This is a genomic window from Pseudomonas alcaligenes (genome assembly GCF_014490745.1).
In the GTDB taxonomy this organism is placed as follows: Bacteria; Pseudomonadota; Gammaproteobacteria; order Pseudomonadales; family Pseudomonadaceae; genus Aquipseudomonas; species Aquipseudomonas alcaligenes_C.
On record NZ_LZEU01000001.1, the window covers coordinates 4240299 to 4261772 of the forward strand.

Below are 21474 nucleotides of genomic sequence, written 5' to 3' on the forward strand. Positions count from 1 at the left end.
TGTCGCGCAGCCGCCCAACCAAGCCTTTTCCGCTATTGAACCGGAGAATCCTTATGCTCAAGCGTACTCTGGCGCTCGCCGCCGGCTTTGCCCTGTGCCTGTCCGCCACCCTGACCCAGGCCGCCGAAGTGCTGAAGGTCAGTGCCATTCCCGACGAAGCGCCCACCGAACTGCTGCGCAAGTTCAAGCCACTGGGCGCGTACCTGGAGCAGCAGCTGGGCATGAAAGTCGAGTTCGTCCCGGTGGCCGACTACCCGGCGGTGGTCGAGGCGCTGGCCACCGACCGCCTCGACCTGGCCTGGCTGGGCGGTTTCACCTTCGTCCAGGTGCGCCTGAAGACCGGCAACGCCATCCCCCTGGTGCAGCGCGAGCAGGATGCTCAGTTCACCAGCAAATACATCAGCGCCAACCCCGAGGTGCACAGCCTGGCCGACCTCAAGGGCAAGACCTTCGCCTTCGGCTCGGTGTCGTCCACCTCCGGCAGCCTGATGCCGCGCTACTTCATGCTCAAGGACGGCATCCAGCCGGAAAGTTTCTTCAGCCGCGTGGCCTATTCCGGCGCCCATGACGCCACCGCCGCCTGGGTGCAGGCCGGCAAGGTCGATGGCGGCGTGCTCAACGCCAGCGTGTGGGACAAGCTGGTCGCCGCCGGCAAGGTCGACACCAGCAAGGTGCGGGTACTGGCCACCACGCCGGCCTACTACGACTATAACTGGACGGTGCGCGGCAGCCTCGACCCGGCCCTGGCCGCGAAGATCAAGCAGGCCTTCCTCGCCCTCGACCCGGCCAACCCGGAACACAAGGCGATCCTCGACCTGCAGGCCGCCTCGCGCTTCATCGAGACCCAGCCGGACAACTACAAGGGCATCGAAGAGGCCGCACGCGCCGCCGACCTGCTGAAATGACCATCCGCCTCAGCGGCGCCAGCCTCCACCATGGCCAGAGCCTGGCCCTGAGCGGCATCGACCTGCACATCGCCGCCGGCGAGCGGGTAGCGATCATCGGCCCGTCCGGCGCCGGCAAGTCCAGCCTGCTGCACCTGATCGCCACGGCCCTGCGCCCCAGCAGCGGCGAACTGGAGCTGCTTGGCCAGGCGCCCTGGCGCCTCGCGGCGGGTGCCCGGCAGCGCCTGCGCGCCAAGGTCGGGCTGATTCACCAGGCGCCGCCGCTGCCACCGCGGCAGCGGGTGGTTACCGCCGTGCTGGCCGGGCGCCTCGGCCAGTGGGGCACCCTGCGCGGCCTGCTCAACCTGCTCCACCCGCTGGATGTCGCCGGAGCCCGCGCAGTGCTGGCCAGCCTGGATATGGCCGACAAGCTGTTCGTGCAGTGCCAGCAGCTGTCCGGCGGCCAGCTGCAACGGGTCGGCATTGCCCGCGCGCTGTACCAGCAGGCCGAGGTGCTGCTGGCCGACGAGCCGGTGGCGGCGATGGATCCGGTACTGGCCGAACACAGCCTGGGCATTCTCTGCCGGCATGCCGAGACCCGCGGCATCACCCTGGTGGCCAGCCTGCATGCGGTGGATCTGGCGCGCACGCACTTCCCGCGCATCATCGGCATCCGCGCCGGCCAGGTGGCCTTCGACCGGCCGACCGCCGAGGTCAGCGAGGCCCTGCTGGAAGCCCTCTACGCCAACGAGAAGTTGCACTCGCCGACCCTGGCCGCGCCCACCCTGAGTCTGCAGATTCCGCGATGCTGAAGGTGGCGAACCGTGACCCGGCAGCCCTGCCGCGCCTGCTCCTGAGCCTGCTGGCGATTGCCGTGCTGTGGCCGGGCATCCAGCTCAGCGAAGTGAACCCCGGCGTGCTGCTGCAGGCCGACAGCCGCCGCGAGATGGGGCATTTCCTGGGCGCCTTCTGGCCGCCGGCCCACGACGCGGAATTTCTCCGCCTGCTGCTGGACGCCACCCTGCAGACCCTGGCAGTGGCCACCGCCGGCATGGCCCTGGCGCTGCTCCTGGCCATCCCTGCCAGCCTGCTGGCCAGCCGTGCGCTGTCGCGCTCGGCGGCCGCCCGCGGTGGCCGGCCGGGGCCCTGGGCGCTGGCTCTGCGCTGGCCGGTGCGAGCTACCCTGGTGTTCCTGCGCAGCGTGCCGGAAATCGTCTGGGCCCTGCTGTTCGTCCGCGCCGTGGGCCTGGGCCCCACGGCCGGGGTGCTGGCCATCGCCATCACCTACAGCGGCATGCTCGGCAAGGTCTATGCGGAAATCTTCGAGTCGGTCAGCCAGCGTCCGGCCCATGCCCTGCTGCTGGCCGGCAGCGGGCGCCTGAGCGCCTTCGCCTACGGCATCCTGCCGAGTGCAGCGCCGGAGCTGCTGTCCTACACGGTGTATCGCTGGGAATGCGCAATCCGCGCCTCGGTGGTGATGGGTTTCGTCGGCGCCGGCGGCCTGGGCCAGCAGATCGACCTGTCGATGCGCATGTTCGCCAGCGCCGAGGTGGCCAGCATGCTGCTGACCTTCCTGCTGCTGGTGTGGCTGGCCGATCAGCTCAGCCGCCTGCTGCGCGGGAGGCTGGCATGAGGGCGCTGTGCAATGGCCTGCTGTTGCTCGCCCTGCTCGGCGCGGTAGTGGCCTCCTTCGCCTACCTGGGTCTGGATCTGCGCACCCTGCTGGAGGGCACTGCGCTGCAGCAGATGGGCGCCTACGCGGTGCGTTTCCTCAGCCCGGATCTCAGCGCCGGGCACCTGCGGGCCGTGGCCCGCGGTGCCCTGGAAACCCTGGCCATGTCCGGCCTCGGCACCCTGCTGGCCGCACTGTTCGGCCTGCTGCTCGCCCTGCCCGCCGCCGGGCGTTTCGGCTGGCCACTGCGCAGTGTCGCGCGTCTGCTGCTCAATGCTCTACGGGCGATTCCCGAACTGGTATGGGCGGTGCTGATGGTGCTGGCGGCCGGGCTCGGGCCGAATGCCGGCACCCTGGCCCTGGCCCTGCACACCGCCGGCGTGCTCGGCCGCCTGTATGCCGAGGCCCTGGAAAATGCTCCGCGCGAACCGGCCGCGGCCATCCGCCTGCAGGGTGGCAGCCAGCTCAGCGCCTTCTGCTATGGCGTGCTGCCCAACCTGTGGCCGCAGCTGCTGGCCTACTCGCTATACCGCTGGGAAAACAACATCCGCATGGCCAGCGTGCTCGGCTTTGTCGGTGCCGGCGGTCTGGGACAGATGCTCTACATGAGCCTCAGCCTGTTCCAGGAGGCCCGCGCCAGCACGGTGATTCTGGCCATGCTGGTGCTGGTGCTGCTGGTCGACGGCCTCAGCGACCGCGTCCGCCAGCGCTGGGTACGCGCCTAGCCCTGGCTTGACAGGCGCGCGCCGCAGCCGCTAAAAATCAGCCCTCGATCACGCGGCCAGCTTTCCATGCCCCATATTCACGACCTTGTCTCCCGCGCCATTGGCTTGACTGCCAAGGCCCAGGGTCGTGCCGTTGCCGCCAACAAATCGAAGAAACAGTCGCTCATTTGACCGGGGCGCGCTGTCCCGTCAGATGAGCTGACAGGACTGAGCGCCACGATCCACCGCACCACCCGCCCACTTCCTTCGCTCTTCTGACGCCGACAATACGGTCAGCCATCAGGAGAACACGCATGTCATCGTTTCACGGAATCTGGGTTGCTCTGGTAACTCCCTTCAACAACGCCGGCGCAGTCGACTTTCCCGCCCTGCGCGGCCTGGTCGATCACCTGCTGGCCGGCGATGTCGCCGGCCTGGTGGTCTGCGGCACCACCGGCGAAGCCGCCGCTCTCAGCCAGGCCGAGCAGTTGGCCGTGCTGGACGCGGTGCTGGAACTGGCGCCGCCGGAGAAGGTGGTGATGGGCCTGGCCGGCAACAACCAGGCCGAGCTGCTGCAATTGCAGCGCGAGATTGTGCAGCGCCCGATCGCCGGCCTGCTGATCCCGGCGCCCTACTACATTCGCCCGTCCCAGGACGCCCTGGTGAGCTTCTTCCACACCCTGGCCGATGCCTCCAGCGTGCCGGTGATCCTCTACGACATTCCCTACCGCACCGGCGTGCACCTGCAGCTGGACACCCTGCGGCGCATCGTCGCCCACGAGCGTATCGTCGCCATCAAGGACTGCGGCAACAACCCGGAGAACACCCTGGCCATGCTGAGCGAAGGCCAGGTCGATGTGCTCACCGGCGAGGACGGGCAGATCTTCAACGCCCTGTGCCTGGGCGCCAGCGGGGTGATCTCGGCGGCCGCGCACCTGTATCCCGAACGTTTCGTGCGCCTGCACCGGCAGGTGCTCGCGGGTCAGCTGGAGGCCGCCCGACAGAGCTTCTTCCAGCTGCTGCCGCTGATCCAGACGCTGTTCAGCGAGCCCAACCCGGCCCCGGTGAAAACCGCCCTGGCCCAGCAGGGGCTGCTCTGCGACGCGCTGCGCGCGCCCATGCAGGCCAGCAGTGCGGCCACCGCCACGCGCCTGCAGGCCCTGCTGCAGCAGCTGGATGGCGCGCCGCGCTGATGTGGCGCCCGCGCGGCGGCGTCAGGCCGGCTCCAGCCAGGCCTGGCGCAAGGCCCGCAGGGCCGTGGCGATGGCCACCTCGGGCACCGCGGCGAAACCCAGCACCAGCCCGGCGCGCTGATCCGCCGGGGTGTCGCTGTCCGGCAGCCAGTAGCTGCTCAGGCCATTCACCTCCACACCCACCTGCGCGGCGGCGGCGATCAGCGCGCGCTCACGGGCCAGGCTGTCGAGGCGCACGCACAGGTGCAGGCCGGCTTCCACCACAGGCAGGGGCGCACAACCGGGAATACCCGTCGGCCAGCCGGCCAGCAGCGCGTCGCGGCGACTCCTGGCGGCACTGCGCATGCGGCGGATATGCCGCTGGAAATGCCCGGCGGCAATGAACTCGGCCATCACCGCCTGGGTGCCGATTTCCGAGTGACGCATGTCCAGCGCACGGCGCCGGGCGAAGGCCTGGGCCAGGCTCGGCGGCAACACCAGGTAGCCCAGGCGTAGCGCCGGGAAGGCGATCTTGCAGAAGGTGCCGACGTACAGCACGCGGCCCTGGCGATCCAGCGCCGCCAATGGCGCCAGCGGGGTGCCGCTGTAGCGGTACTCGCCATCGTAGTCGTCCTCGACTATCCAGCCGTCGTGACGTTCGGCCCAGTCGAGCAGCTCCAGGCGTCGCGCCAGCGACAGGGTGACGCCGGTGGGGTACTGGTGCGAGGGCGTGACATAGGCCAGGCGGCAGCTACCGACCCGTTCCAGGGCGGCAGTATCCAGGCCCTCGCCATCCACGGCGATGCCCTGCAGCTGCGCCCCGGCCACCGCAAAGGCATGCCCGGCGGCGCGGTAGCCGGGGTTCTCGATGGCCACCCGGTCGCCCGGCTGCACCAGCAACTGGGCGCACAGGCTGATGGCCTGCTGGGCGCCGCAGGTGACCACGATCTGCGCCGGGTCGCAGTGCAAACCGCGGCTATTGCGCAGGTAGGCGGCGATCAGCTCGCGCAGCTGGCTGTCGCCGGCCGGGTCGCCATAGCCCAGGCGCGCCGGTGATGGCTTGCGCCAGAAACGCGCGGACAGCCGTGCCCAGGTCTCGAAGGGGAACAGGTCGAAGGCCGGCACGCCGACCCGAAAGGCCCGTGGCGCGCCCTCCAACGGCGCCGCCAGGTGGTGCGCCTGCAAACGCTGCAATGCCACGCTCGGCGCCGGCCCGCTGGCCGCCAGCGGCGCCGGGCGCACCACGCCGGTCAACGCGGCGACATAGGTGCCGGCGCCAACCCGCCCCTCGACATAGCCCTCGGCGTACAGCTGGTCGAAGGCGCGGGTCACGGTGTTGCGCGAGATGCCCAGCAGCCCGGCCAGGTCGCGGCTGGCCGGCAGCCGCGCGCCGCTGGCCAGGCGGCCGTCGAGGATGCGTTCGCGCAGCGCCTGGTACAGCTGGCGCGCCAGGCCCTGGGCGGGATCGAGCTGGATACCGGACAGATCGACCGGCAGCGGCGGAGCAAGCGGCATTGATTGGCTCCATTGAAGTCGCAGGAAATGGCTCTTACAACAGACCAATATCCTGCCTAGCATGAGCCCATCACGCCAGCGCCCGTTGTGGAGAAACCACCATGTACCTGCCCAGCGCCTTCCGCCAGGACGACCTCGCCGAACTGCACCGGCAGATCACCGCCAGCCGCCTGGCCAGCGTGATCAGCCAGGGCCCGGGCGGCCTGCAGGCCAGCCACCTGCCCCTGTTGCTGGTGGAAGGCGAAGGCGAACTCGGCACCCTCTACGGCCACTTCGCCAAGGCCAACCCGCAGTGGCGCGAACTGGCCGGCGGTGACCAGACGCTGGTGATCTTCAATGGCCCGGACGCCTACGTCAGCCCCTCCTGGTACCCGGCCAAGGCCGAGCACGGCAAGGTGGTGCCGACCTGGAACTACATCGCCGTGCACGCCTACGGCCAGGCCGAAGTGTTCGACGACGCCAAGCGCCTGCTGCAACTGGTCAGCCGCCTCAGCGACCAGCACGAGGCCGGGCGCGCCCAGCCCTGGGCGGTCAGCGAGGCGCCGCGCGACTACCTCGACAGCATGCTGCGCGCCATCGTCGGCTTCGCCCTGCCGATCCAGCGCCTGGAGGGCAAATGGAAGCTCGGGCAGAACCGCAGCAGCGCCGATCAGTTCGGCGTGCAGGCCGGCCTCAGCGCCAGCCACGACCCACGCGACCAGGAAATGGCCGCACGCATGCACCCCGTCACCTGAATCCCGTACGCCAAGGAAAGCCCATGTCCAGCCTCGAAATACGCGCCATCACGCCCGCCGACCACGCCGCCTGGCTGCCGCTCTGGCAGGGCTACCAGCGCTTCTACAAGACCGCCATCGCCGACGAAACCAGCGCCGTCACCTGGCAGCGCTTCCTCGACCCGGCCGAGCCGATGCACGCCGCCCTGGCCTGGCAGGACGGCCGCGCCGTGGGCCTGGTGCACTGGATCTTCCACCGCTCCTGCTGGACGGTCGGCGACTACTGCTACCTGCAGGATCTGTACGTCGACGAAAACCTGCGCGGCGGCGGCATCGGCCGCCGGCTGATCGAGCACGTCTACGCTCAGGCCCAGGCCACCGGCGCCTCGCGGGTGCACTGGCTGACCCAGGAAGACAACTACACAGGCCGCCAGCTGTACGACCGCATCGCCGACCGTTCCGGCTTCATCCAGTACCGCAAACTGTTCTGATCAGGAATCCGCCATGACCCAGCAAGAGCAACTCGACTGGCAACCCGTTGCCGCTCCCGCCCGCGCCCCATTGGAAGGTCGCTACGTGCGCCTCGAACCGCTGGACAGCGCGCGCCACGGCGACGACCTGTGGCTGGCCCTGCAAGGCCCGGATTCCGACCCGCTGCTGTGGGACTACCTGCCCTACGGCCCGTTCGCCGAGCGCGCGCCGTTCGACGCCTGGCTGGCCGGCAATGCCGCCAGTGCCGACCCGCAGTTCTTCGCCGTGATCGAGCTGGCCAGCCAGCGTTGCGTCGGCCTGCTCAGTTTCCTGCGCATCGCGCCCAAGGACGGCTGCATCGAGATCGGCCATATCGCCTTCGGCCGCGCCATGCAGCGCAGCCCGGCCTCCACCGAGGCGGTCTACCTGCTGGCCGAGCTGGCCATGGGCACGCTCGGCTACCGCCGCCTGGAGTGGAAGTGCAACGCACGCAACGCCCGCTCGATGCGCGCCGCCGAGCGCCTGGGCTTTGTCCACGAGGGGCTGTTCCGCCAGCACATGGTGATCAAGGGGCGCAACCGCGACACCGCCTGGTTCTCCATCATCGATGGGGAATGGCCGCGCTGCCGCGACGCCTTTCAGCGCTGGCTGGCGCCGGCCAACTTCGACGCCCAGGGCCGCCAGCTGCAGCGCCTGGAGGCACTGCGCGGCTGATGCCGCGCCGGTATTGGCAACGGGTTCGGAGTCACCGTCCCTTGCCATGCCATGCCGCGGTCGCCAGTCGTGCGGGCAGGCGCCGATCAGGGTATCTTCAGCGCCCTGCGACAACCGCCGAGGATGTTCCCGCTTCATGCGTAATTCCCTGTTTTCTGCCGCCCTGGCCTGCCTGGCAGCGCTCTGCTCGACCCAGGCCCTGGCACGGGTCGAAGTGCAACCGGTGCAACACACCAGCCTCGGTCGCATCCTCGCGGTCAAGGTTGCCGAGGACATCGCCCCCGGCGACTACGAGGCGCTGCTCAAAGGCCTGCGCGCCAACCCCGGCAAGTTCGCCCGCAAGATAGTGGTGCTCGACAACATCGGTGGCAGCGTGGCCGAGGCGATCCGCATGGGCCGCCTGCTGCGCGAAACCGGCTTCGACGCGCTGGTGCCCAGCGATGCGGTGTGCCAGGGCAGCTGCATCTACCTGCTGGCCGCCGGGCGCGACAAGAGCGTGCGCGGCTATGTCGGCCTGCACCGCCCGTACTTCCCTGCCGGCGACTCCGCCCTGGCCGCCAGCAGCCCCGGCGGCTACAGCCCATCGGCCTACCTGCGCGACATGAACATCCCACCCAGCCTGTTCAGCGACATGAACAGCATCGCCCCGCAGCAGATGCGCGTGCTCAGCCCCCAGGAGCTGGCGCGCTACCGCCTCGACTGATCGCGTACTGCGTTCCACGTAGGGCGGGTGAAACCCGCGAACCGGCACGCGGGTTTCACCCGCCCTACGTCCTGCCCCTGGAAGCGACCGAGTGACCACGGAAATGACGGATCTCCGGAGGCTTCCCCCTACCTCGTGATCCCCGCGCAGGCGGGGATCCAGAGCGGGACACCCAGGTACAACACCGGCCGGACACATAGCCAAGAAAAAGCCCGCCATCTGGCGGGCTTTTTTATTGCACCAGCGCTTAGCGCAGCTGCTCGAGCATACCGGTCACCACCGTCAGCACGTCGCGCGCCAGGCGCTTGGAGCGTTCGCCGTTCCAGCCGGTGCGCGGGTTGGGCGACAGGTTGTGATCCTTGAACGGCATCTCCACCGTGTAGGCCAGGCAGTCGTAGGTCTGCCCGACCCAGTTGCAGGCCAGCGCCAGGTTGGCCTGGCCCGGCTCGTCGCGCACATAGCCGTGCTCGACCTGGAACTCGCCGATCGCCATCAGTTGCTGGCGGAAGGTGTTTTCCAGGGCATCCAGGCGCGGGCTGAAACCGGGGTTGCCCTCGCAGCCGGCGGTGAACACGTAGGGGATTTCCTCGTCGCCGTGGATATCGAGGAACAGGTCGACGCCGATGGCCGCCATCTGCTGCTGGACGAACAGCACCTCGGGGCTCTCCTCGGCGCTCGGTGCCTGCCAGGCGCGGTTGAGATCCTTGCCGGCGGCGTTGGTGCGCAGGTTGCCGTTGAAAGCACCGTCCGGGTTCATGTTCGGCACCAGATACAGATCGGCCTTGGCCAGCAGTTGCTGCAGCTCGGCGTCGTCATTGGCCAGGCGCTCGATCAGGCCCTCCATGTACCACTCGGCCATGTGCTCGCCGGGGTGCTGCTGGGCGATCAGCCACAGCTTGCGCGGTGCGCTGGCGCCTCGGCTGACGCGCAGCAGCGGGATGTCGCGGCCCTGCACGCTCTTGCCACTGGCCAGCAGCTCGACCCCGGGAATGCTCAGGGCCTTGGCGATCAGCTGCTCGTGGCGCGCCCGGCTGTAGGGCTCGAAGTAGGCGAACCAGGCCTGCGGCTGGCTGGCCTCCAGCTCGAAGTGCAGGCCGTCCTGGTCGAAGCGGGTGGGCACGCGGAACCAGTCCTGCTGGTCGTAGGAGGCCACCGCCTGGTAACCGCTCCAGGCATGGGCGTAGGACGACTGCGCGGCATTGCTCAGGGTGAAACCGTGGCGGCTGCCCGGCACCAGGCCCTCGGCCTTGAAATGGAACCACTGGAAGTGCGCACTGGCGATGTCCGGGCGAATGGCCAGCAGCACCTGCTGCGGGTTGCTGGCGTCCAGCACCTGGATATTGCCGCTGTCGAAATCACTGCGAATGTTCATGGGGTTCTCGGAAAACGGATAAATACCGGCGAATTGAAGCGCGTCATCGCCGGCAAGTCCATGCCGCACCGACCGGGGGCCCGCCTGCCGTTGAATGCGCCGGCTGGGCCGTGGGTATACTGCGCCGACCGGGCCGGCCTGCGGCCCGGGTTCACCCTGCCCCGCCGAGAGTTCATGAGCACCAGCAAATCCCCCGGGCCGCGCGAGCAGCGCAAGGCCGAAACCCGCCAGCTGATCCCCGCCATCCAGGTGTTCGAGCAGGCCGGCTTCGAGGGGGCCTCGACCCGCGAGATTGCCAAGCGCGCCGGGGTCGTCCAGGGCCTGGTCACCTATCACTTCGCGAACAAGGACAACCTCTGGCGCGAGGCGGTGAAGCTGGCCTTCGCCGATCTGCCGGCGCTGCCCGAGCTGCCGCCGGCGCCCTCCCCGGACGAGGTGCGCCAGGCCCTGCGTGCCTGCATTCGCGGCTATGCGCTGCTGTGCCTGCGCTCCTCGGGCATGGCCATGCTGCTGTACCAGCAGATCGGCCAGCAGGACGAACGCTTCGACTGGCTGGTGCGCGAGCAATTCCTCCCCAGCCAGCAGCGCCTGCGCCCGCTGTACGAGGCCTGCCAGGCCTGTGAGCTGGTCAAGCCGATGCCCTTCGAGCACTTCTGCTTCAGCCTGGCCGGGCTGACCAACACCTACTTCGCCCTGGCCGGCGTGTACCGCATCGCCACCGAGCGCGACCCGCAGGACGAAGCGGTGTCCGACGCCATCATCGAGCACATCGAAGCGCTGCTCCTGCGCTGACACGCTCCCATCATCAGCCACAGCTGCCCCCGGTCATTCACGCCGCCGAGGGTGGAGCTGCGGCATTGACTAAATACTGATCATCCGAAATATTGCTGTTCACTCGAACAATGAAATCTCGCCATAACCATCTGCGGAGGTTGAGCGGACATGCACAGCAAGAACGTGGTGATTACCGGTGCCGGCAGCGGCATCGGCCGTGAACTGGCCCTGCAACTGGCCGCCCGTGGCTGCCGCCTGGCCCTGGCCGACCGCGACGAGCAGGGTCTGGCGGAAACCGCCATCCAGGCCCGCCTGGCCGGCGCCGGCAGCCTGCTGACGCAGCGCCTGGATGTCAGCGACGAGGCCCAGGTCAACGCCTTCGCCGCCCAGGTGCAGGACGGCCTCGGCGGCGTCGACGTGCTGATCAACAACGCCGGCATCACCCGTTTCGGCGACTTCGCCAGTACCTCGCCGGAGGCCTTCCGCCAGGTGCTGGACGTCAACTTCTGGGGCGTGGTGTACGGCAGCCGCGCCTTCCTGCCGGCCCTGCGCGCCAGCCGCGGCAGCCTGGTCAACCTGTCCAGTTTGTTCGGCCTGATCGGCGTCGCCGCGCAGACCCACTACTGCGCCAGCAAGTTCGCCGTGCGCGGCTTCAGCGAGGCGCTGCGCCAGGAACTCAAGGACGACGGCGTGCATGTGGCCTGCGTGCACCCCGGCGGCGTGCGCACGCGCATCGCCAGCAACGCCCGCTTCGATCAGGAAGTCGAGGATCAGGCCGCACTGGTGCTCAAGCTCGAACAGAACACCCTCAAGCTGCCGCCCAGCGAGGCGGCGCGGATCATCCTCAGCGGCATCGAGCAGCGCCGCGAGCGCATCCTGGTAGGCCGCGACGCCAAGGCCGTCGACCTGCTGCAACGCCTGCTGCCCACCGCCCACTCCGGCCTGGTGCACCGCCTGCTGAGCAAGGCCTCGGGGCTGCGCAAGAAGGTGACGGCATGATCGAACGCCGTCTGATCCGCTCACGCTCGCTGCGTTCGCGCCTGGTCAGCCTGGTGCTGCGGCGCAAGCTCAAACCCATTCTCACCGCCGAGCACTTCGACCACCTGCGCTTCCGCGCCTGGCTGGAGCGCACCAACGCCAAACGCAAGACCGCGCCTGGCGTGGCGATTCGCGAGGGCGGGCATGGCGCGATCCAGGGCGAGTGGAACATCCCGCAGGCCGCCGCCCCCGGGCGCTGCATCCTCTACCTGCATGGCGGCGGCTACATCTTCGGCTCGCCGCGCACCTACCGCAGCTTCACCACCCGCCTGGCCAAGCTGGCTGACAGCGCGCTGTTCTCCCTGGATTACCGCCTGGCCCCGGAACACCCCTTCCCCGCCGCGGTGGATGACGCGCTGGCCGCCTACGACTGGCTGCGGCAATCCTTTCCGGCCAGCGCCATCGTGCTGGCCGGCGATTCGGCCGGCGGCGGCCTGACCCTGGCCCTGCTCCTCGCCCTCAAGGCCCGTGGCCGTGCCCTGCCGGCATCGGCCATCCTGCTGTCGCCCTATACCGACCTGCTAGCCAGCGGCGCATCGCTGCAGGCCAATGGCCGCAGCTGCGTGATGTTCAATGCCGCCGCCATCCAGCGCGCCGCGAGCATCTACCTCGATGGCCAGGATGGCGCCCTGCCGCTGGCCTCGCCGCTGTATGGCGAACTCTCCGGGCTGCCGCCGCTGGCCATCCATGTCAGCGACAACGAGGCCCTGCGTGACGACGCCTATCGCCTGGCGGATCGTCTCGACGCCGCCGGCGGCGAAGGCCAGCTGACCGTCTGGCGCGGCCAGGCCCACGTCTGGCCGACCTTCTACCCGCTGCTGCCGGAAGCCGATGCCTGTCTGCGCGACATGGTCGCCTTCGCCCGGCAGCACTGGCAGCCCGCCCCCGTCACGGGGAGCAACGCGAGCCCGGCGCCATGAGCCGGGTGCACGAGTACCTCATCGTCGGCAGCGGCTTCTCCGGCCTGGGCATGGCGATCCAGCTCAAGCGCAGCGGCCGCGAGGACTTCCTGATCCTCGAGAAGGCCGCCGACGTCGGCGGCTGCTGGCGCGACAACACCTACCCCGGCTGCGGCTGCGACATCCCCTCGCACCTCTATTCCTTCTCCTTCGAGCAGCGCGCCGACTGGTCGCGCAAGTACCCGCTGCGCGAGGAGATCCACGCCTACCTGCAGCACTGCGTGAACAAGTACGGCCTCGACCCGCACCTGCGCCTGAACTGTACGGTGCAGCGCCTGCGCTACCTCGACGCGGAGCAGGTGTGGCAGGTCGAGCTGGTCGACGGCAGCAGCCTGCGCGCGCGCTTCGTGATACTCGGCAAGGGCCCGCTGCATGTGCCGACGCTACCCGAGCTGCCGGGACTGGAGCGCTTCACCGGTGCGGTGTTTCACTCCAGCCACTGGGATCACGGCTACGACCTGCGCGGCAAGCGGGTCGCCTCGATCGGCACCGGCGCCAGTGCCATCCAGTACATCCCGCAGATCGCCCCGCTGGTGGCCGAGCTGAGCGTGTTCCAGCGCTCGCCGGCCTGGGTGCTGCCGCGCCCGGATCGGCGCATGACCACAGTAGAGAAGACCCTGCTGCGCCTGTGCCCGCCGTTGCAGCGGCTTTACCGCCACCTGCTGTTCCGCCTGCACGAAGGCCGCCTCAAGGCCATGCAGAGCGGCAGCCTGGCCAACCGCCTGGCCAGTCGCATGGCGCGCCGGCACATCGCCCGCCACGTCAGCTCGGCGGACAAGCGGCGCAAGCTGACACCGGACTACCAGCTGGGCTGCAAGCGCATCCTGATCTCCAACGACTTCTACCCGGCCATCGAGCGCAGCAACGTCGAGCTGATCGCCGCCGGCGTCAGCGAAGTGAGCGAGCGCCACGTGATCGCCAGCGACGGCACGCGCAAGGAAGTCGACGCGATCATCTTCGCCACCGGCTTCGCGGTGATGGATGCCCTGGTGCCGCCCGGCTTCATCCTCGGCCCCGGCGGTGTCGATCTCGGCCAGCGCTGGCTGGAACAGGGCGCCGCGGCATTTCGTGGAGTGAGCGCGCCGGGCATGCCCAACCTGTTCTTCCTGATCGGGCCGAACAGCGGCCTGGGCCACAACTCGATGATCCTGATGATCGAGGCGCAGATCGGCCATATCCTCGCCTGCCTCGACCACCTGCAGCGCCAGGGCCTGCAGCGCCTGACGGTGCGCGACGAGGCCGCGCAGGCCTACACCGAGCAGCTGCAGGCGCAGCTCGCCGGCTCGGTCTGGCAATCCGGCTGCAGCAGCTGGTACCTCGACAAGGACGGGCGCAACCAGACCCTGTGGCCCGGCAGCGTGGCGACCTACCAGCGCCTGATGCGCAGGCTGCCGCTGGCCAGCTATCACTGGGAGTGACGGGCCACAATGCAAAAGGCCCGTAGCTGTTGGGCTACGGGCCTTTTCATGTACCGCCGGAGCAGCTTTCGATCAGAACGGGATATCGTCGTCGAAGCTGTCGTAGTCGGCGGCCGGCTGCGGCTGGGCAGCCGGTTGCGGGGCCGGACGCGGGGCCGACTGTTGCGGCGCCGGGCGCGACTGCTGCTGACGCGGGGCGTATTCGCCACCGCCTTCGCTGTTGTTGCCACGACCGCCGAGCAGCTGCAGGGTGCCGTTCATGTCGACCACGATCTCGGTGGTGTAGCGCTTGACGCCGTCCTTCTCCCACTCGCGGGTCTGCAGGCGGCCTTCGATGTAGCACTGGCCGCCCTTGCGCAGGTATTCGCCGGCGATTTCCGCCAGCTTGCCGAAGAACACCACGCGGTGCCATTCGGTACGATCCTGCTGCTGGCCGGTCTGCTTGTCCTTCCAGCTGTCAGTGGTGGCGAGGGTGATGTTGGTCACCGCGTTGCCATTGGGCAGATAGCGGGTTTCCGGATCGCCGCCGACGTTGCCGATCAGAATGACTTTGTTAACCCCACGGGCCATTTCGTTCTCCTAAGCTGAATGCGTCTCCGCGGCCTCTTCGAGCACACGCTCGAGCAACTCGCGGTCCAATTGTTGGGTGTCCACTTTGATGTACAACGCGGCCTCCTCGGCTACCACTATGGCGTCGCTGACGCCGGGTATGGCGAGGAGTCGCCCCACCAGTGCGCTATCGGCCACGGCATGGGCCGTGAGCGGCCGGCGCAGGCTGGTCACATAAGGCGGCTCGCGCATAGTAGCAGCTGCCAGCAGCCAAATAACCCCCAGCGCCGCACAGCCGACGAACACCAGGCCGAGGCCGCCGTGCTGGTACAGCCAGCCGCCGAGAATGCCGCCCACGGCAGCGCCGAGGAACTGGCTGGTGGAGTACACGCCCATCGCCGTGCCCTTGCCGCCGGCCGGCGCCACCTTGCTCACCAGCGACGGCAGCGAGGCCTCGAGCAGGTTGAAGGCGGTGAAGAACAGGATGAAGCCGCCCACCAGCGCCGAGAGGCTGTGGCCGAACAGCCAGAAGAACAGTTCGCAGAGCACCAGCGCCAGCACCGCGCCAGAGAGCACGCGCTTCATCTGGCGTTTCTTCTCGGCGTAGATGATGAACGGCACCATGCCGAAGAAGCCGATCAGCAGCGCACTGAGGTAGACCCACCAGTGCTCTTCCTTGGGCAGGCCGCCCTGCTCCACCAGGGCCAGCGGCAGTACCACGAAACTGGCCATGAGGATCGCATGCAACACGCCGATACCCAGGTTCAGACGCAGCAGCTCGGCGTTGCGCAGAGTCGGCAGCAGCGCCTGGCGCGCCACCCCGGATTCGCGATGCTGCAGGGCGCTGGAGGCGCGCGGCACGAACAGGGCGATGATCAAGATGCCGACCAGCGCCATGCCGGCGGTGGCCCAGAACAGCCCGGCCAGGCCGAAGGCGCGGGTCAGCAGCGGGCCGACCACCATGGCCACGGCGAACGACAGGCCGATGCTCATGCCGATCATGGCCATGGCCTTGGTACGGTGCTGTTCGCGGGTGAGGTCGGAGAGCAGCGCCATCACCGCCGCCGAGATCGCCCCGGCGCCCTGCAGCACGCGGCCGGCGATGACGCCCCAGATCGAGTCGGCGTTGGCTGCCAGAACGGCGCCGGCGGCGAAGATCAGCAAGCCGACGTAGATCACCGGCAGGCGGCCGATGCGGTCGCAGAGAATGCCGAACGGAATCTGCAGCACTGCCTGGGTCAGGCCGTAGGCGCCGATGGCCAGGCCGATCAGCGCCGGGGTGGCGCCGGCCAGATCCATGCCGTAGGTGGCCAGAACCGGCAACACCATGAACATACCCAGCATGCGGAAGGCAAAGACCAGGGCCAGGCCGCCCGCGGCGCGGGTCTCGCTGGCGCTCATGCGCTCGCTGTGCGGATCGTGCATCGATAAACCCCATGTAAACGAGGCGGCGATTCTAGCAGCAGCGGCCCGTCCGGCACAGGCGTGACGCTTTGCCGCGTGACGGCCGAGAGCCGTATACTTCGCGGTTTCCAGGCGCCAAACGAGGCCGCTGTTCGTGGACAAGATTCTGATTCGTGGGGCCCGTACCCATAACCTGAAAAACGTCGACCTGACCCTGCCGCGCGACAAGCTGATCGTGATCACCGGCCTGTCCGGCTCCGGCAAGTCGTCGCTGGCCTTCGACACCCTCTACGCCGAGGGTCAGCGCCGCTACGTCGAGTCCCTTTCGGCCTACGCCCGGCAGTTCCTGTCGATGATGGAAAAGCCTGACGTCGACACCATCGAGGGTCTGTCGCCGGCCATCTCCATCGAGCAGAAGTCCACCTCGCACAACCCGCGCTCGACCGTCGGCACCATCACCGAGATCTACGACTACCTACGCCTGCTCTACGCCCGCGTCGGCATCCCGCGCTGCCCGGATCACGACGTGCCGCTGGAAGCACAGACCGTCAGCCAGATGGTCGACCAGGTGCTGGCCCTACCCGAGGGTCGCAAGCTGATGCTGCTGGCCCCGGTGATCCGCGAGCGCAAGGGCGAGCACCTGTCGGTGTTCGAGGAGCTGCGCGCCCAGGGCTTCGTGCGTGCCCGGGTCAACGGCAAGCTGTTCGAGCTGGACGAACTGCCCAAGCTGGACAAGCAGAAGAAGCACTCCATCGACGTGGTGGTGGATCGCTTCAAGGTGCGCGACGACCTGCAGCAGCGCCTGGCCGAATCCTTTGAGACCGCCCTCAAGCTGGCCGACGGCATCGCCCTGGTGGCGCCGATGGACGACGAGGAAGGCGAGGAGACGATCTTCTCCGCACGCTTCGCCTGTCCCCATTGCGGCCACTCGATCAGCGAGCTGGAACCCAAGCTGTTCTCCTTCAACAACCCGGCCGGCGCCTGCCCGACCTGCGACGGCCTGGGCGTGAAGCAGTTCTTCGACACCCGCCGCCTGGTCAATGGCGAGCTGACCCTGGCCGAAGGCGCGATCCGCGGCTGGGATCGGCGCAACGTCTACTACTTCCAGATGCTCGGCTCGCTCTCCGCGCACTACGGCTTCAGCCTCGAGGTGCCGTTCGACGAGCTGGACAAGGAACAGCAGCAGGTACTGCTCAACGGCAGCGGCAAGGACAACGTCGAGTTCCGCTATCTCAACGACCGTGGCGACATCGTCAAGCGCGCCCACCCGTTCGAGGGCATAGTGCCGAACCTGGAGCGGCGCTACCGCGAGACCGAGTCGGCCACCGTGCGCGAGGAGCTGGCCAAGTTCCTCAGCACCCAGCCCTGCCCCGACTGCCGCGGCACCCGCCTGCGCCGCGAGGCGCGCCATGTATGGGTCGGCGACAAGACCCTGCCGGCGGTCACCGGTCTGCCGGTGGGCGATGCCACCGACTACTTCGGCAGCCTGAGCCTCACCGGCCGCCGTGGCGAGATCGCCGACAAGATCCTCAAGGAAATCCGCGAGCGCCTGCAGTTCCTGGTCAACGTCGGCCTCGACTACCTGACCCTGGATCGCAGCGCCGATACCCTGTCCGGTGGCGAAGCGCAGCGCATTCGCCTGGCCAGCCAGATCGGCGCCGGCCTGGTGGGCGTCATGTACATCCTCGACGAGCCGTCCATCGGCCTGCACCAGCGCGACAACGAGCGCCTGCTCGGCACCCTCACCCACCTGCGCAACCTGGGCAACACGGTGATCGTGGTCGAGCACGACGAGGACGCCATCCGACTGGCCGACTACGTGGTCGATATCGGCCCCGGCGCCGGTGTGCACGGCGGCCAGATCGTCGCCGAGGGTACCCCGGACGAGGTGATGAACCACCCCGACTCGCTGACCGGCAAGTACCTCTCCGGCCGCGAGAAGATCCGCTACCCGGCCACCCGCACCCCGCGCGACAAGAAGAAGGCGCTGAAGCTCAAGGGCGCGCGCGGCAACAACCTGCGCAACGTCGACCTGGAGATCCCGGTCGGCCTGCTCACCTGCGTCACCGGGGTGTCCGGCTCGGGCAAATCGACGCTGATCAACAACACCCTGTTCCCCCTCAGCGCCACCGCGCTGAACGGTGCCACTACCCTGGAAGCCGCCGCCCACGACTCGCTCGACGGCCTGCAGCACCTGGACAAGGTGGTCGACATCGACCAGAGCCCGATCGGCCGTACGCCGCGCTCCAACCCGGCCACCTACACCGGGCTGTTCACCCCGATCCGCGAGCTGTTCGCCGGCGTACCGGAGTCGCGCTCGCGCGGTTACGGCCCGGGCCGTTTCAGCTTCAACGTCAAGGGCGGGCGCTGCGAGGCATGCCAGGGCGACGGCATGATCAAGGTGGAAATGCACTTCCTGCCGGACATCTACGTGCCGTGCGACGTGTGCAAGGGCAAGCGCTACAACCGCGAAACCCTGGAAGTGAAGTACAAGGGCAAGAGCATCACCGAGGTGCTCGACATGACCATCGAGGAAGCCCGCGAGTTCTTCGATGCGGTGCCGGCACTGGCGCGCAAGCTGCAGACCCTGATCGACGTGGGCCTGTCCTACATCAAGCTGGGGCAGAGTGCGACCACTCTCTCCGGTGGCGAGGCGCAGCGGGTCAAGCTGAGCCGCGAGCTGAGCAAGCGCGACACCGGCAAGACCCTGTACATCCTCGACGAGCCGACCACCGGCCTGCACTTCGCCGATATCCAGCAGCTGCTCGACGTGCTGCACCGCTTGCGCGATCACGGCAACACGGTGGTCGTCATCGAGCACAACCTGGACGTGATCAAGACCGCCGACTGGCTGGTGGATCTCGGCCCCGAGGGCGGCTCCAAGGGCGGCATGATCATCGCCACCGGTACCCCGGAGGACGTGGCGGCCAACCCGGCGTCGCACACCGGGCACTTCCTCAAGCCGTTGCTGGAACGCGATCGCGCCTAAGCGGCACCAAAACGAAAAAGCCCCGCAGATGCGGGGCTTTTTCTTGTGGCGGCGAATCAGGCCAGATCGAAGCGATCCAGGTTCATCACCTTGACCCAGGCGGCGACGAAGTCCTTGATGAACTTCTCCTTGCCGTCGACACTGGCATACACCTCGGCGTAAGCGCGCAGCACCGAGTTGGAGCCGAAGATCAGGTCGTTGCGGGTACCGCTGTACTGCACTTTGCCGGTCTTGCGGCATTTGCCCTCGAACAGCTCGGCATCGGCGCCCGTCGCCTTCCACTCCAGCCCCATGTCCAGCAGGTTGACGAAGAAGTCGTTGGACAGCACGCCGGGCTTGTCGGTGAACACGCCCTGCGGGCCGCCATCGTGGTTGGCTCCAAGCACACGCAGGCCGCCGACCAGGACGGTCAGCTCCGGCGCGGTCAGGGTCAGCAACTGCGCCTTGTCGATCAGCAGCGCCTCGGTCGCGGCACCGACCGGCCCCTTGCGGTAGTTGCGGAAGCCATCGGCCAGCGGCTCCAGCAGAGCGAAGGACTCGACGTCGGTCTGTGCCTGACTGGCATCGACACGGCCTGCGGCAAACGGCACTTCGATGCTGACACCGGCAGCCTTGGCCGCCTGCTCGATGCCGACCCCACCGGCCAGCACGATGACGTCAGCCAGCGAAGCCTTACCGGAAGCCTTCTGGATCTCGACCAGCTTGGGCAGCGCCTTGACCGCCAGCTTGTTGACCTCCCAGTCCTTCTGCGGCGCCAGGGCCAGGCGTGCGCCGTTGGCGCCGCCACGCTTGTCGCCACCGCGGAAAGTCGAAGCGGACGCCCAGGCCACGGATACCAGGGCACTGACCGACAGGCCGGAGGCGCCGATCTTGGCCTTGAGGTCGGCAATATCGGCCGCGCTCGGCTTGTGCGTGGCGGCCGGCAGCGGATCCTGCCAGAGCAGCTCCTCTTTCGGCACTTCCGGGCCCAGGTAGCGCGCCCGCGGCCCCATGTCACGGTGGGTCAGCTTGTACCAGGCGCGGGCAAAGGCCTCGGCGAAAGCCTGCGGATCTTCGTAGAAGTGCTTGGAGATCTTGCCGAACGCCGGGTCGAAACGCAGGGTCAGGTCGGTGGTGAGCATGGTCGGCTTGTGGAACTTGCCCGGCACATGGGCGTCCGGAATGATCTCCGGCGCATCCTTGGCCACCCACTGTTTGGCACCGGCCGGCGACTTGGTCAGCTCCCACTCGTACTTGAACAGGTTCTCGAAGAAGTTGTTGCTCCACAGCGCCGGGGTCTTCGTCCAGGTGACTTCCAGGCCGCTGGAAACGGTGTCCTTACCATGGCCGCTACCGAAGTTGCTGTTCCAGCCCAGGCCCTGGGCCTCGATCGGCGCACCTTCCGGCTCCGGCCCCTTGTGCGACTCCGACGCGGCGCCGTGAGCCTTGCCGAAGGTGTGGCCACCGGCGATCAGGGCGACGATTTCCTCATCGTCCATGGCCATACGACCGAAGGTGGAGCGGATGTCCTTGGCCGCGGCCAGGTAGTCTCCGCTGGCGTTCGGGCCTTCCGGGTTCACGTAGATCAGGCCCATATGGGTGGCGGCAAGGTTGTGATCCAGCTCGCGATCACCGTGGAAGCGCTTGTCGTCGCCCAGCCACTTGGTCTCCGCGCCCCAGTTCACGTCCATGTCCGGCTCCCAGACATCCGCGCGGCCGCCGGCGAAACCGAAGGTGCGAAAGCCCATGGACTCCAGCGCGACGTTGCCGGCGAGGATGAACAGGTCGGCCCAGGAGATCTTCTGCCCGTACTTCTGCTTGATCGGCCACAGCAGGCGCCGCGACTTGTCGATGTTGACGTTGTCCGGCCAGGAGTTGAGCGGGGCGAAGCGCTGCTGGCCACGCCCGCCGCCGCCGCGGCCATCGAGGGTGCGGTAGGTACCGGCGGCATGCCAGGCCATGCGGATCATCTGCGGGCCATAGTGGCCGAAGTCGGCAGGCCACCAGTCCTGGGAGTCGGTCATCAGTTTGACCAGATCGGCCTTCAGGGCCTTGTAGTCGAGCTTCTTGAATTCTTCGGCATAGTTGAAGGTTTCCCCCAGCGGATTGGACTTCTCCGAATGCTGGTTGAGCAGGTCAACGCGCAGCTGATTCGGCCACCAATCCGCGTTGCTAGTGCCACCACCGGCGGCATGATGGAACGGGCATTTACCTTGGTTCGACATTGCTCTCTCCTTATCTTCTCATCAGGTCGGCCCCTTCAACTGCGGCCAACGATGGGTCAAGACTAGACCTGCTTTATCAGCATAACCAATTTATGGAGAGCAACGACTTGATAGTTTTTTTCTCTTAAAAGAGTCCCCGCCTGCCTGCTGTTCACCACATGGAAAAGCGCAGGCAACAAAAAACCGGGCACATGGCCCGGTTTCTTGTGCAGCAGAAAC

General features: G+C 67.9%; 19 protein-coding genes. 14 read left to right on the top strand and 5 right to left on the bottom strand.

The window, feature by feature from the left end:
- The first annotated feature begins 53 nt into the window (after positions 1 to 53).
- The 5 genes from A9179_RS19390 to dapA all read left to right on the top strand — a co-directional run bounded on the left by A9179_RS19390 (position 54) and on the right by dapA (position 4453).
- Positions 54 to 905, top strand: a complete 852-nt coding sequence (locus A9179_RS19390) for a putative selenate ABC transporter substrate-binding protein (RefSeq protein ID WP_187807843.1) — start codon at positions 54 to 56, stop codon at positions 903 to 905.
- Positions 902 to 1696, top strand: a complete 795-nt coding sequence (locus A9179_RS19395; RefSeq protein WP_187807844.1) for a phosphonate ABC transporter ATP-binding protein — start codon at positions 902 to 904, stop codon at positions 1694 to 1696. Before A9179_RS19390 ends, A9179_RS19395 begins: the two co-directional genes overlap by 4 nt.
- Complete coding sequence (locus A9179_RS19400) at positions 1690 to 2517, top strand: PhnE/PtxC family ABC transporter permease (protein ID WP_187807845.1); 828 nt, start codon at positions 1690 to 1692, stop codon at positions 2515 to 2517. The genes A9179_RS19395 and A9179_RS19400 overlap by 7 nt, the downstream gene beginning before the upstream one ends.
- Positions 2514 to 3281 carry a phosphonate ABC transporter, permease protein PhnE gene (phnE, locus tag A9179_RS19405; protein WP_187807846.1) on the top strand — a complete coding sequence of 256 codons (768 nt, stop codon included), beginning with the start codon at positions 2514 to 2516 and terminating at the stop codon, positions 3279 to 3281. Before A9179_RS19400 ends, phnE begins: the two co-directional genes overlap by 4 nt.
- Positions 3282 to 3574: 293 nt before the next feature.
- Complete coding sequence (dapA, locus tag A9179_RS19410) at positions 3575 to 4453, top strand: 4-hydroxy-tetrahydrodipicolinate synthase (RefSeq protein WP_187807847.1); 879 nt, start codon at positions 3575 to 3577, stop codon at positions 4451 to 4453.
- A 21-nt stretch (positions 4454 to 4474) separates the two neighbouring features.
- On the opposite strand, the gene pdxR is transcribed toward dapA, so the two are convergent.
- Positions 4475 to 5947, bottom strand: coding sequence for a MocR-like pyridoxine biosynthesis transcription factor PdxR (gene pdxR, locus A9179_RS19415; protein ID WP_187807848.1), 1473 nt, complete (start codon positions 5945 to 5947; stop codon positions 4475 to 4477).
- Between the two features lie 101 nt (positions 5948 to 6048).
- Here pdxR and A9179_RS19420 point away from each other — a divergent pair, with 101 nt between their 5' ends.
- The 4 genes from A9179_RS19420 to A9179_RS19435 all read left to right on the top strand — a co-directional run bounded on the left by A9179_RS19420 (position 6049) and on the right by A9179_RS19435 (position 8548).
- Positions 6049 to 6681: an FMN-binding negative transcriptional regulator gene (locus A9179_RS19420; protein ID WP_187807849.1), complete on the top strand. Its 633-nt coding sequence runs from the start codon at positions 6049 to 6051 to the stop codon at positions 6679 to 6681.
- Positions 6682 to 6704: 23 nt separating this feature from the next.
- A complete protein-coding gene (locus A9179_RS19425; RefSeq protein WP_187807850.1) occupies positions 6705 to 7151 on the top strand; it encodes a GNAT family N-acetyltransferase in 447 nt (148 codons plus the stop codon).
- A gap of 13 nt (positions 7152 to 7164) precedes the next feature.
- Positions 7165 to 7845 carry a GNAT family N-acetyltransferase gene (locus A9179_RS19430; RefSeq protein WP_187807851.1) on the top strand — a complete coding sequence of 227 codons (681 nt, stop codon included), beginning with the start codon at positions 7165 to 7167 and terminating at the stop codon, positions 7843 to 7845.
- Positions 7846 to 7981: 136 nt separating this feature from the next.
- Positions 7982 to 8548, top strand: a complete 567-nt coding sequence (locus A9179_RS19435) for a COG3904 family protein (RefSeq protein WP_187807852.1) — start codon at positions 7982 to 7984, stop codon at positions 8546 to 8548.
- A 247-nt stretch (positions 8549 to 8795) separates the two neighbouring features.
- Here A9179_RS19435 and A9179_RS19440 read toward each other — a convergent pair whose 3' ends face one another.
- Positions 8796 to 9920, bottom strand: a complete 1125-nt coding sequence (locus A9179_RS19440; RefSeq protein WP_187807853.1) for a M14 family metallopeptidase — start codon at positions 9918 to 9920, stop codon at positions 8796 to 8798.
- Between the two features lie 174 nt (positions 9921 to 10094).
- Here A9179_RS19440 and A9179_RS19445 point away from each other — a divergent pair, with 174 nt between their 5' ends.
- From A9179_RS19445 to A9179_RS19460, 4 genes are all read left to right on the top strand, one after another.
- Positions 10095 to 10712: a TetR/AcrR family transcriptional regulator gene (locus tag A9179_RS19445; protein WP_187807854.1), complete on the top strand. Its 618-nt coding sequence runs from the start codon at positions 10095 to 10097 to the stop codon at positions 10710 to 10712.
- Between the two features lie 150 nt (positions 10713 to 10862).
- A complete protein-coding gene (locus A9179_RS19450) occupies positions 10863 to 11693 on the top strand; it encodes an SDR family oxidoreductase (RefSeq protein ID WP_187807855.1) in 831 nt (276 codons plus the stop codon).
- A complete protein-coding gene (locus A9179_RS19455; protein WP_187807856.1) occupies positions 11690 to 12652 on the top strand; it encodes an alpha/beta hydrolase in 963 nt (320 codons plus the stop codon). The genes A9179_RS19450 and A9179_RS19455 overlap by 4 nt, the downstream gene beginning before the upstream one ends.
- Complete coding sequence (locus A9179_RS19460) at positions 12649 to 14109, top strand: flavin-containing monooxygenase (RefSeq protein WP_187807857.1); 1461 nt, start codon at positions 12649 to 12651, stop codon at positions 14107 to 14109. The genes A9179_RS19455 and A9179_RS19460 overlap by 4 nt, the downstream gene beginning before the upstream one ends.
- Before the next feature lie 72 nt (positions 14110 to 14181).
- Here A9179_RS19460 and A9179_RS19465 read toward each other — a convergent pair whose 3' ends face one another.
- Positions 14182 to 14679 (bottom strand): single-stranded DNA-binding protein, encoded by a 498-nt coding sequence (locus A9179_RS19465; protein WP_187807858.1) that lies wholly within the window; start codon positions 14677 to 14679, stop codon positions 14182 to 14184.
- A 9-nt stretch (positions 14680 to 14688) separates the two neighbouring features.
- Positions 14689 to 16083, bottom strand: coding sequence for an MFS transporter (locus A9179_RS19470; RefSeq protein WP_187807859.1), 1395 nt, complete (start codon positions 16081 to 16083; stop codon positions 14689 to 14691).
- 133 nt (positions 16084 to 16216) lie between these two features.
- On the opposite strand from A9179_RS19470, the gene uvrA reads away from it, so the two are divergent.
- Positions 16217 to 19051: an excinuclease ABC subunit UvrA gene (gene uvrA / locus A9179_RS19475; RefSeq protein WP_187807860.1), complete on the top strand. Its 2835-nt coding sequence runs from the start codon at positions 16217 to 16219 to the stop codon at positions 19049 to 19051.
- A 56-nt stretch (positions 19052 to 19107) separates the two neighbouring features.
- On the opposite strand, the gene katG is transcribed toward uvrA, so the two are convergent.
- Positions 19108 to 21255, bottom strand: a complete 2148-nt coding sequence (katG, locus tag A9179_RS19480) for a catalase/peroxidase HPI (RefSeq protein ID WP_187807861.1) — start codon at positions 21253 to 21255, stop codon at positions 19108 to 19110.
- Positions 21256 to 21474 lie beyond the last annotated feature (219 nt).

Coding starts and splice junctions, on each gene's coding strand:
- A9179_RS19390 (WP_187807843.1), top strand. CDS start 54: ATGCTCAAGCGTACTCTGGCGCTCGCCGCCGGCTTTGCCCTGTGCCTG.
- A9179_RS19395 (WP_187807844.1), top strand. CDS start 902: ATGACCATCCGCCTCAGCGGCGCCAGCCTCCACCATGGCCAGAGCCTG.
- A9179_RS19400 (WP_187807845.1), top strand. CDS start 1,690: ATGCTGAAGGTGGCGAACCGTGACCCGGCAGCCCTGCCGCGCCTGCTC.
- phnE (WP_187807846.1), top strand. CDS start 2,514: ATGAGGGCGCTGTGCAATGGCCTGCTGTTGCTCGCCCTGCTCGGCGCG.
- dapA (WP_187807847.1), top strand. CDS start 3,575: ATGTCATCGTTTCACGGAATCTGGGTTGCTCTGGTAACTCCCTTCAAC.
- pdxR (WP_187807848.1), bottom strand. CDS start 5,947: ATGCCGCTTGCTCCGCCGCTGCCGGTCGATCTGTCCGGTATCCAGCTC.
- A9179_RS19420 (WP_187807849.1), top strand. CDS start 6,049: ATGTACCTGCCCAGCGCCTTCCGCCAGGACGACCTCGCCGAACTGCAC.
- A9179_RS19425 (WP_187807850.1), top strand. CDS start 6,705: ATGTCCAGCCTCGAAATACGCGCCATCACGCCCGCCGACCACGCCGCC.
- A9179_RS19430 (WP_187807851.1), top strand. CDS start 7,165: ATGACCCAGCAAGAGCAACTCGACTGGCAACCCGTTGCCGCTCCCGCC.
- A9179_RS19435 (WP_187807852.1), top strand. CDS start 7,982: ATGCGTAATTCCCTGTTTTCTGCCGCCCTGGCCTGCCTGGCAGCGCTC.
- A9179_RS19440 (WP_187807853.1), bottom strand. CDS start 9,920: ATGAACATTCGCAGTGATTTCGACAGCGGCAATATCCAGGTGCTGGAC.
- A9179_RS19445 (WP_187807854.1), top strand. CDS start 10,095: ATGAGCACCAGCAAATCCCCCGGGCCGCGCGAGCAGCGCAAGGCCGAA.
- A9179_RS19450 (WP_187807855.1), top strand. CDS start 10,863: ATGCACAGCAAGAACGTGGTGATTACCGGTGCCGGCAGCGGCATCGGC.
- A9179_RS19455 (WP_187807856.1), top strand. CDS start 11,690: ATGATCGAACGCCGTCTGATCCGCTCACGCTCGCTGCGTTCGCGCCTG.
- A9179_RS19460 (WP_187807857.1), top strand. CDS start 12,649: ATGAGCCGGGTGCACGAGTACCTCATCGTCGGCAGCGGCTTCTCCGGC.
- A9179_RS19465 (WP_187807858.1), bottom strand. CDS start 14,679: ATGGCCCGTGGGGTTAACAAAGTCATTCTGATCGGCAACGTCGGCGGC.
- A9179_RS19470 (WP_187807859.1), bottom strand. CDS start 16,083: ATGCACGATCCGCACAGCGAGCGCATGAGCGCCAGCGAGACCCGCGCC.
- katG (WP_187807861.1), bottom strand. CDS start 21,255: ATGTCGAACCAAGGTAAATGCCCGTTCCATCATGCCGCCGGTGGTGGC.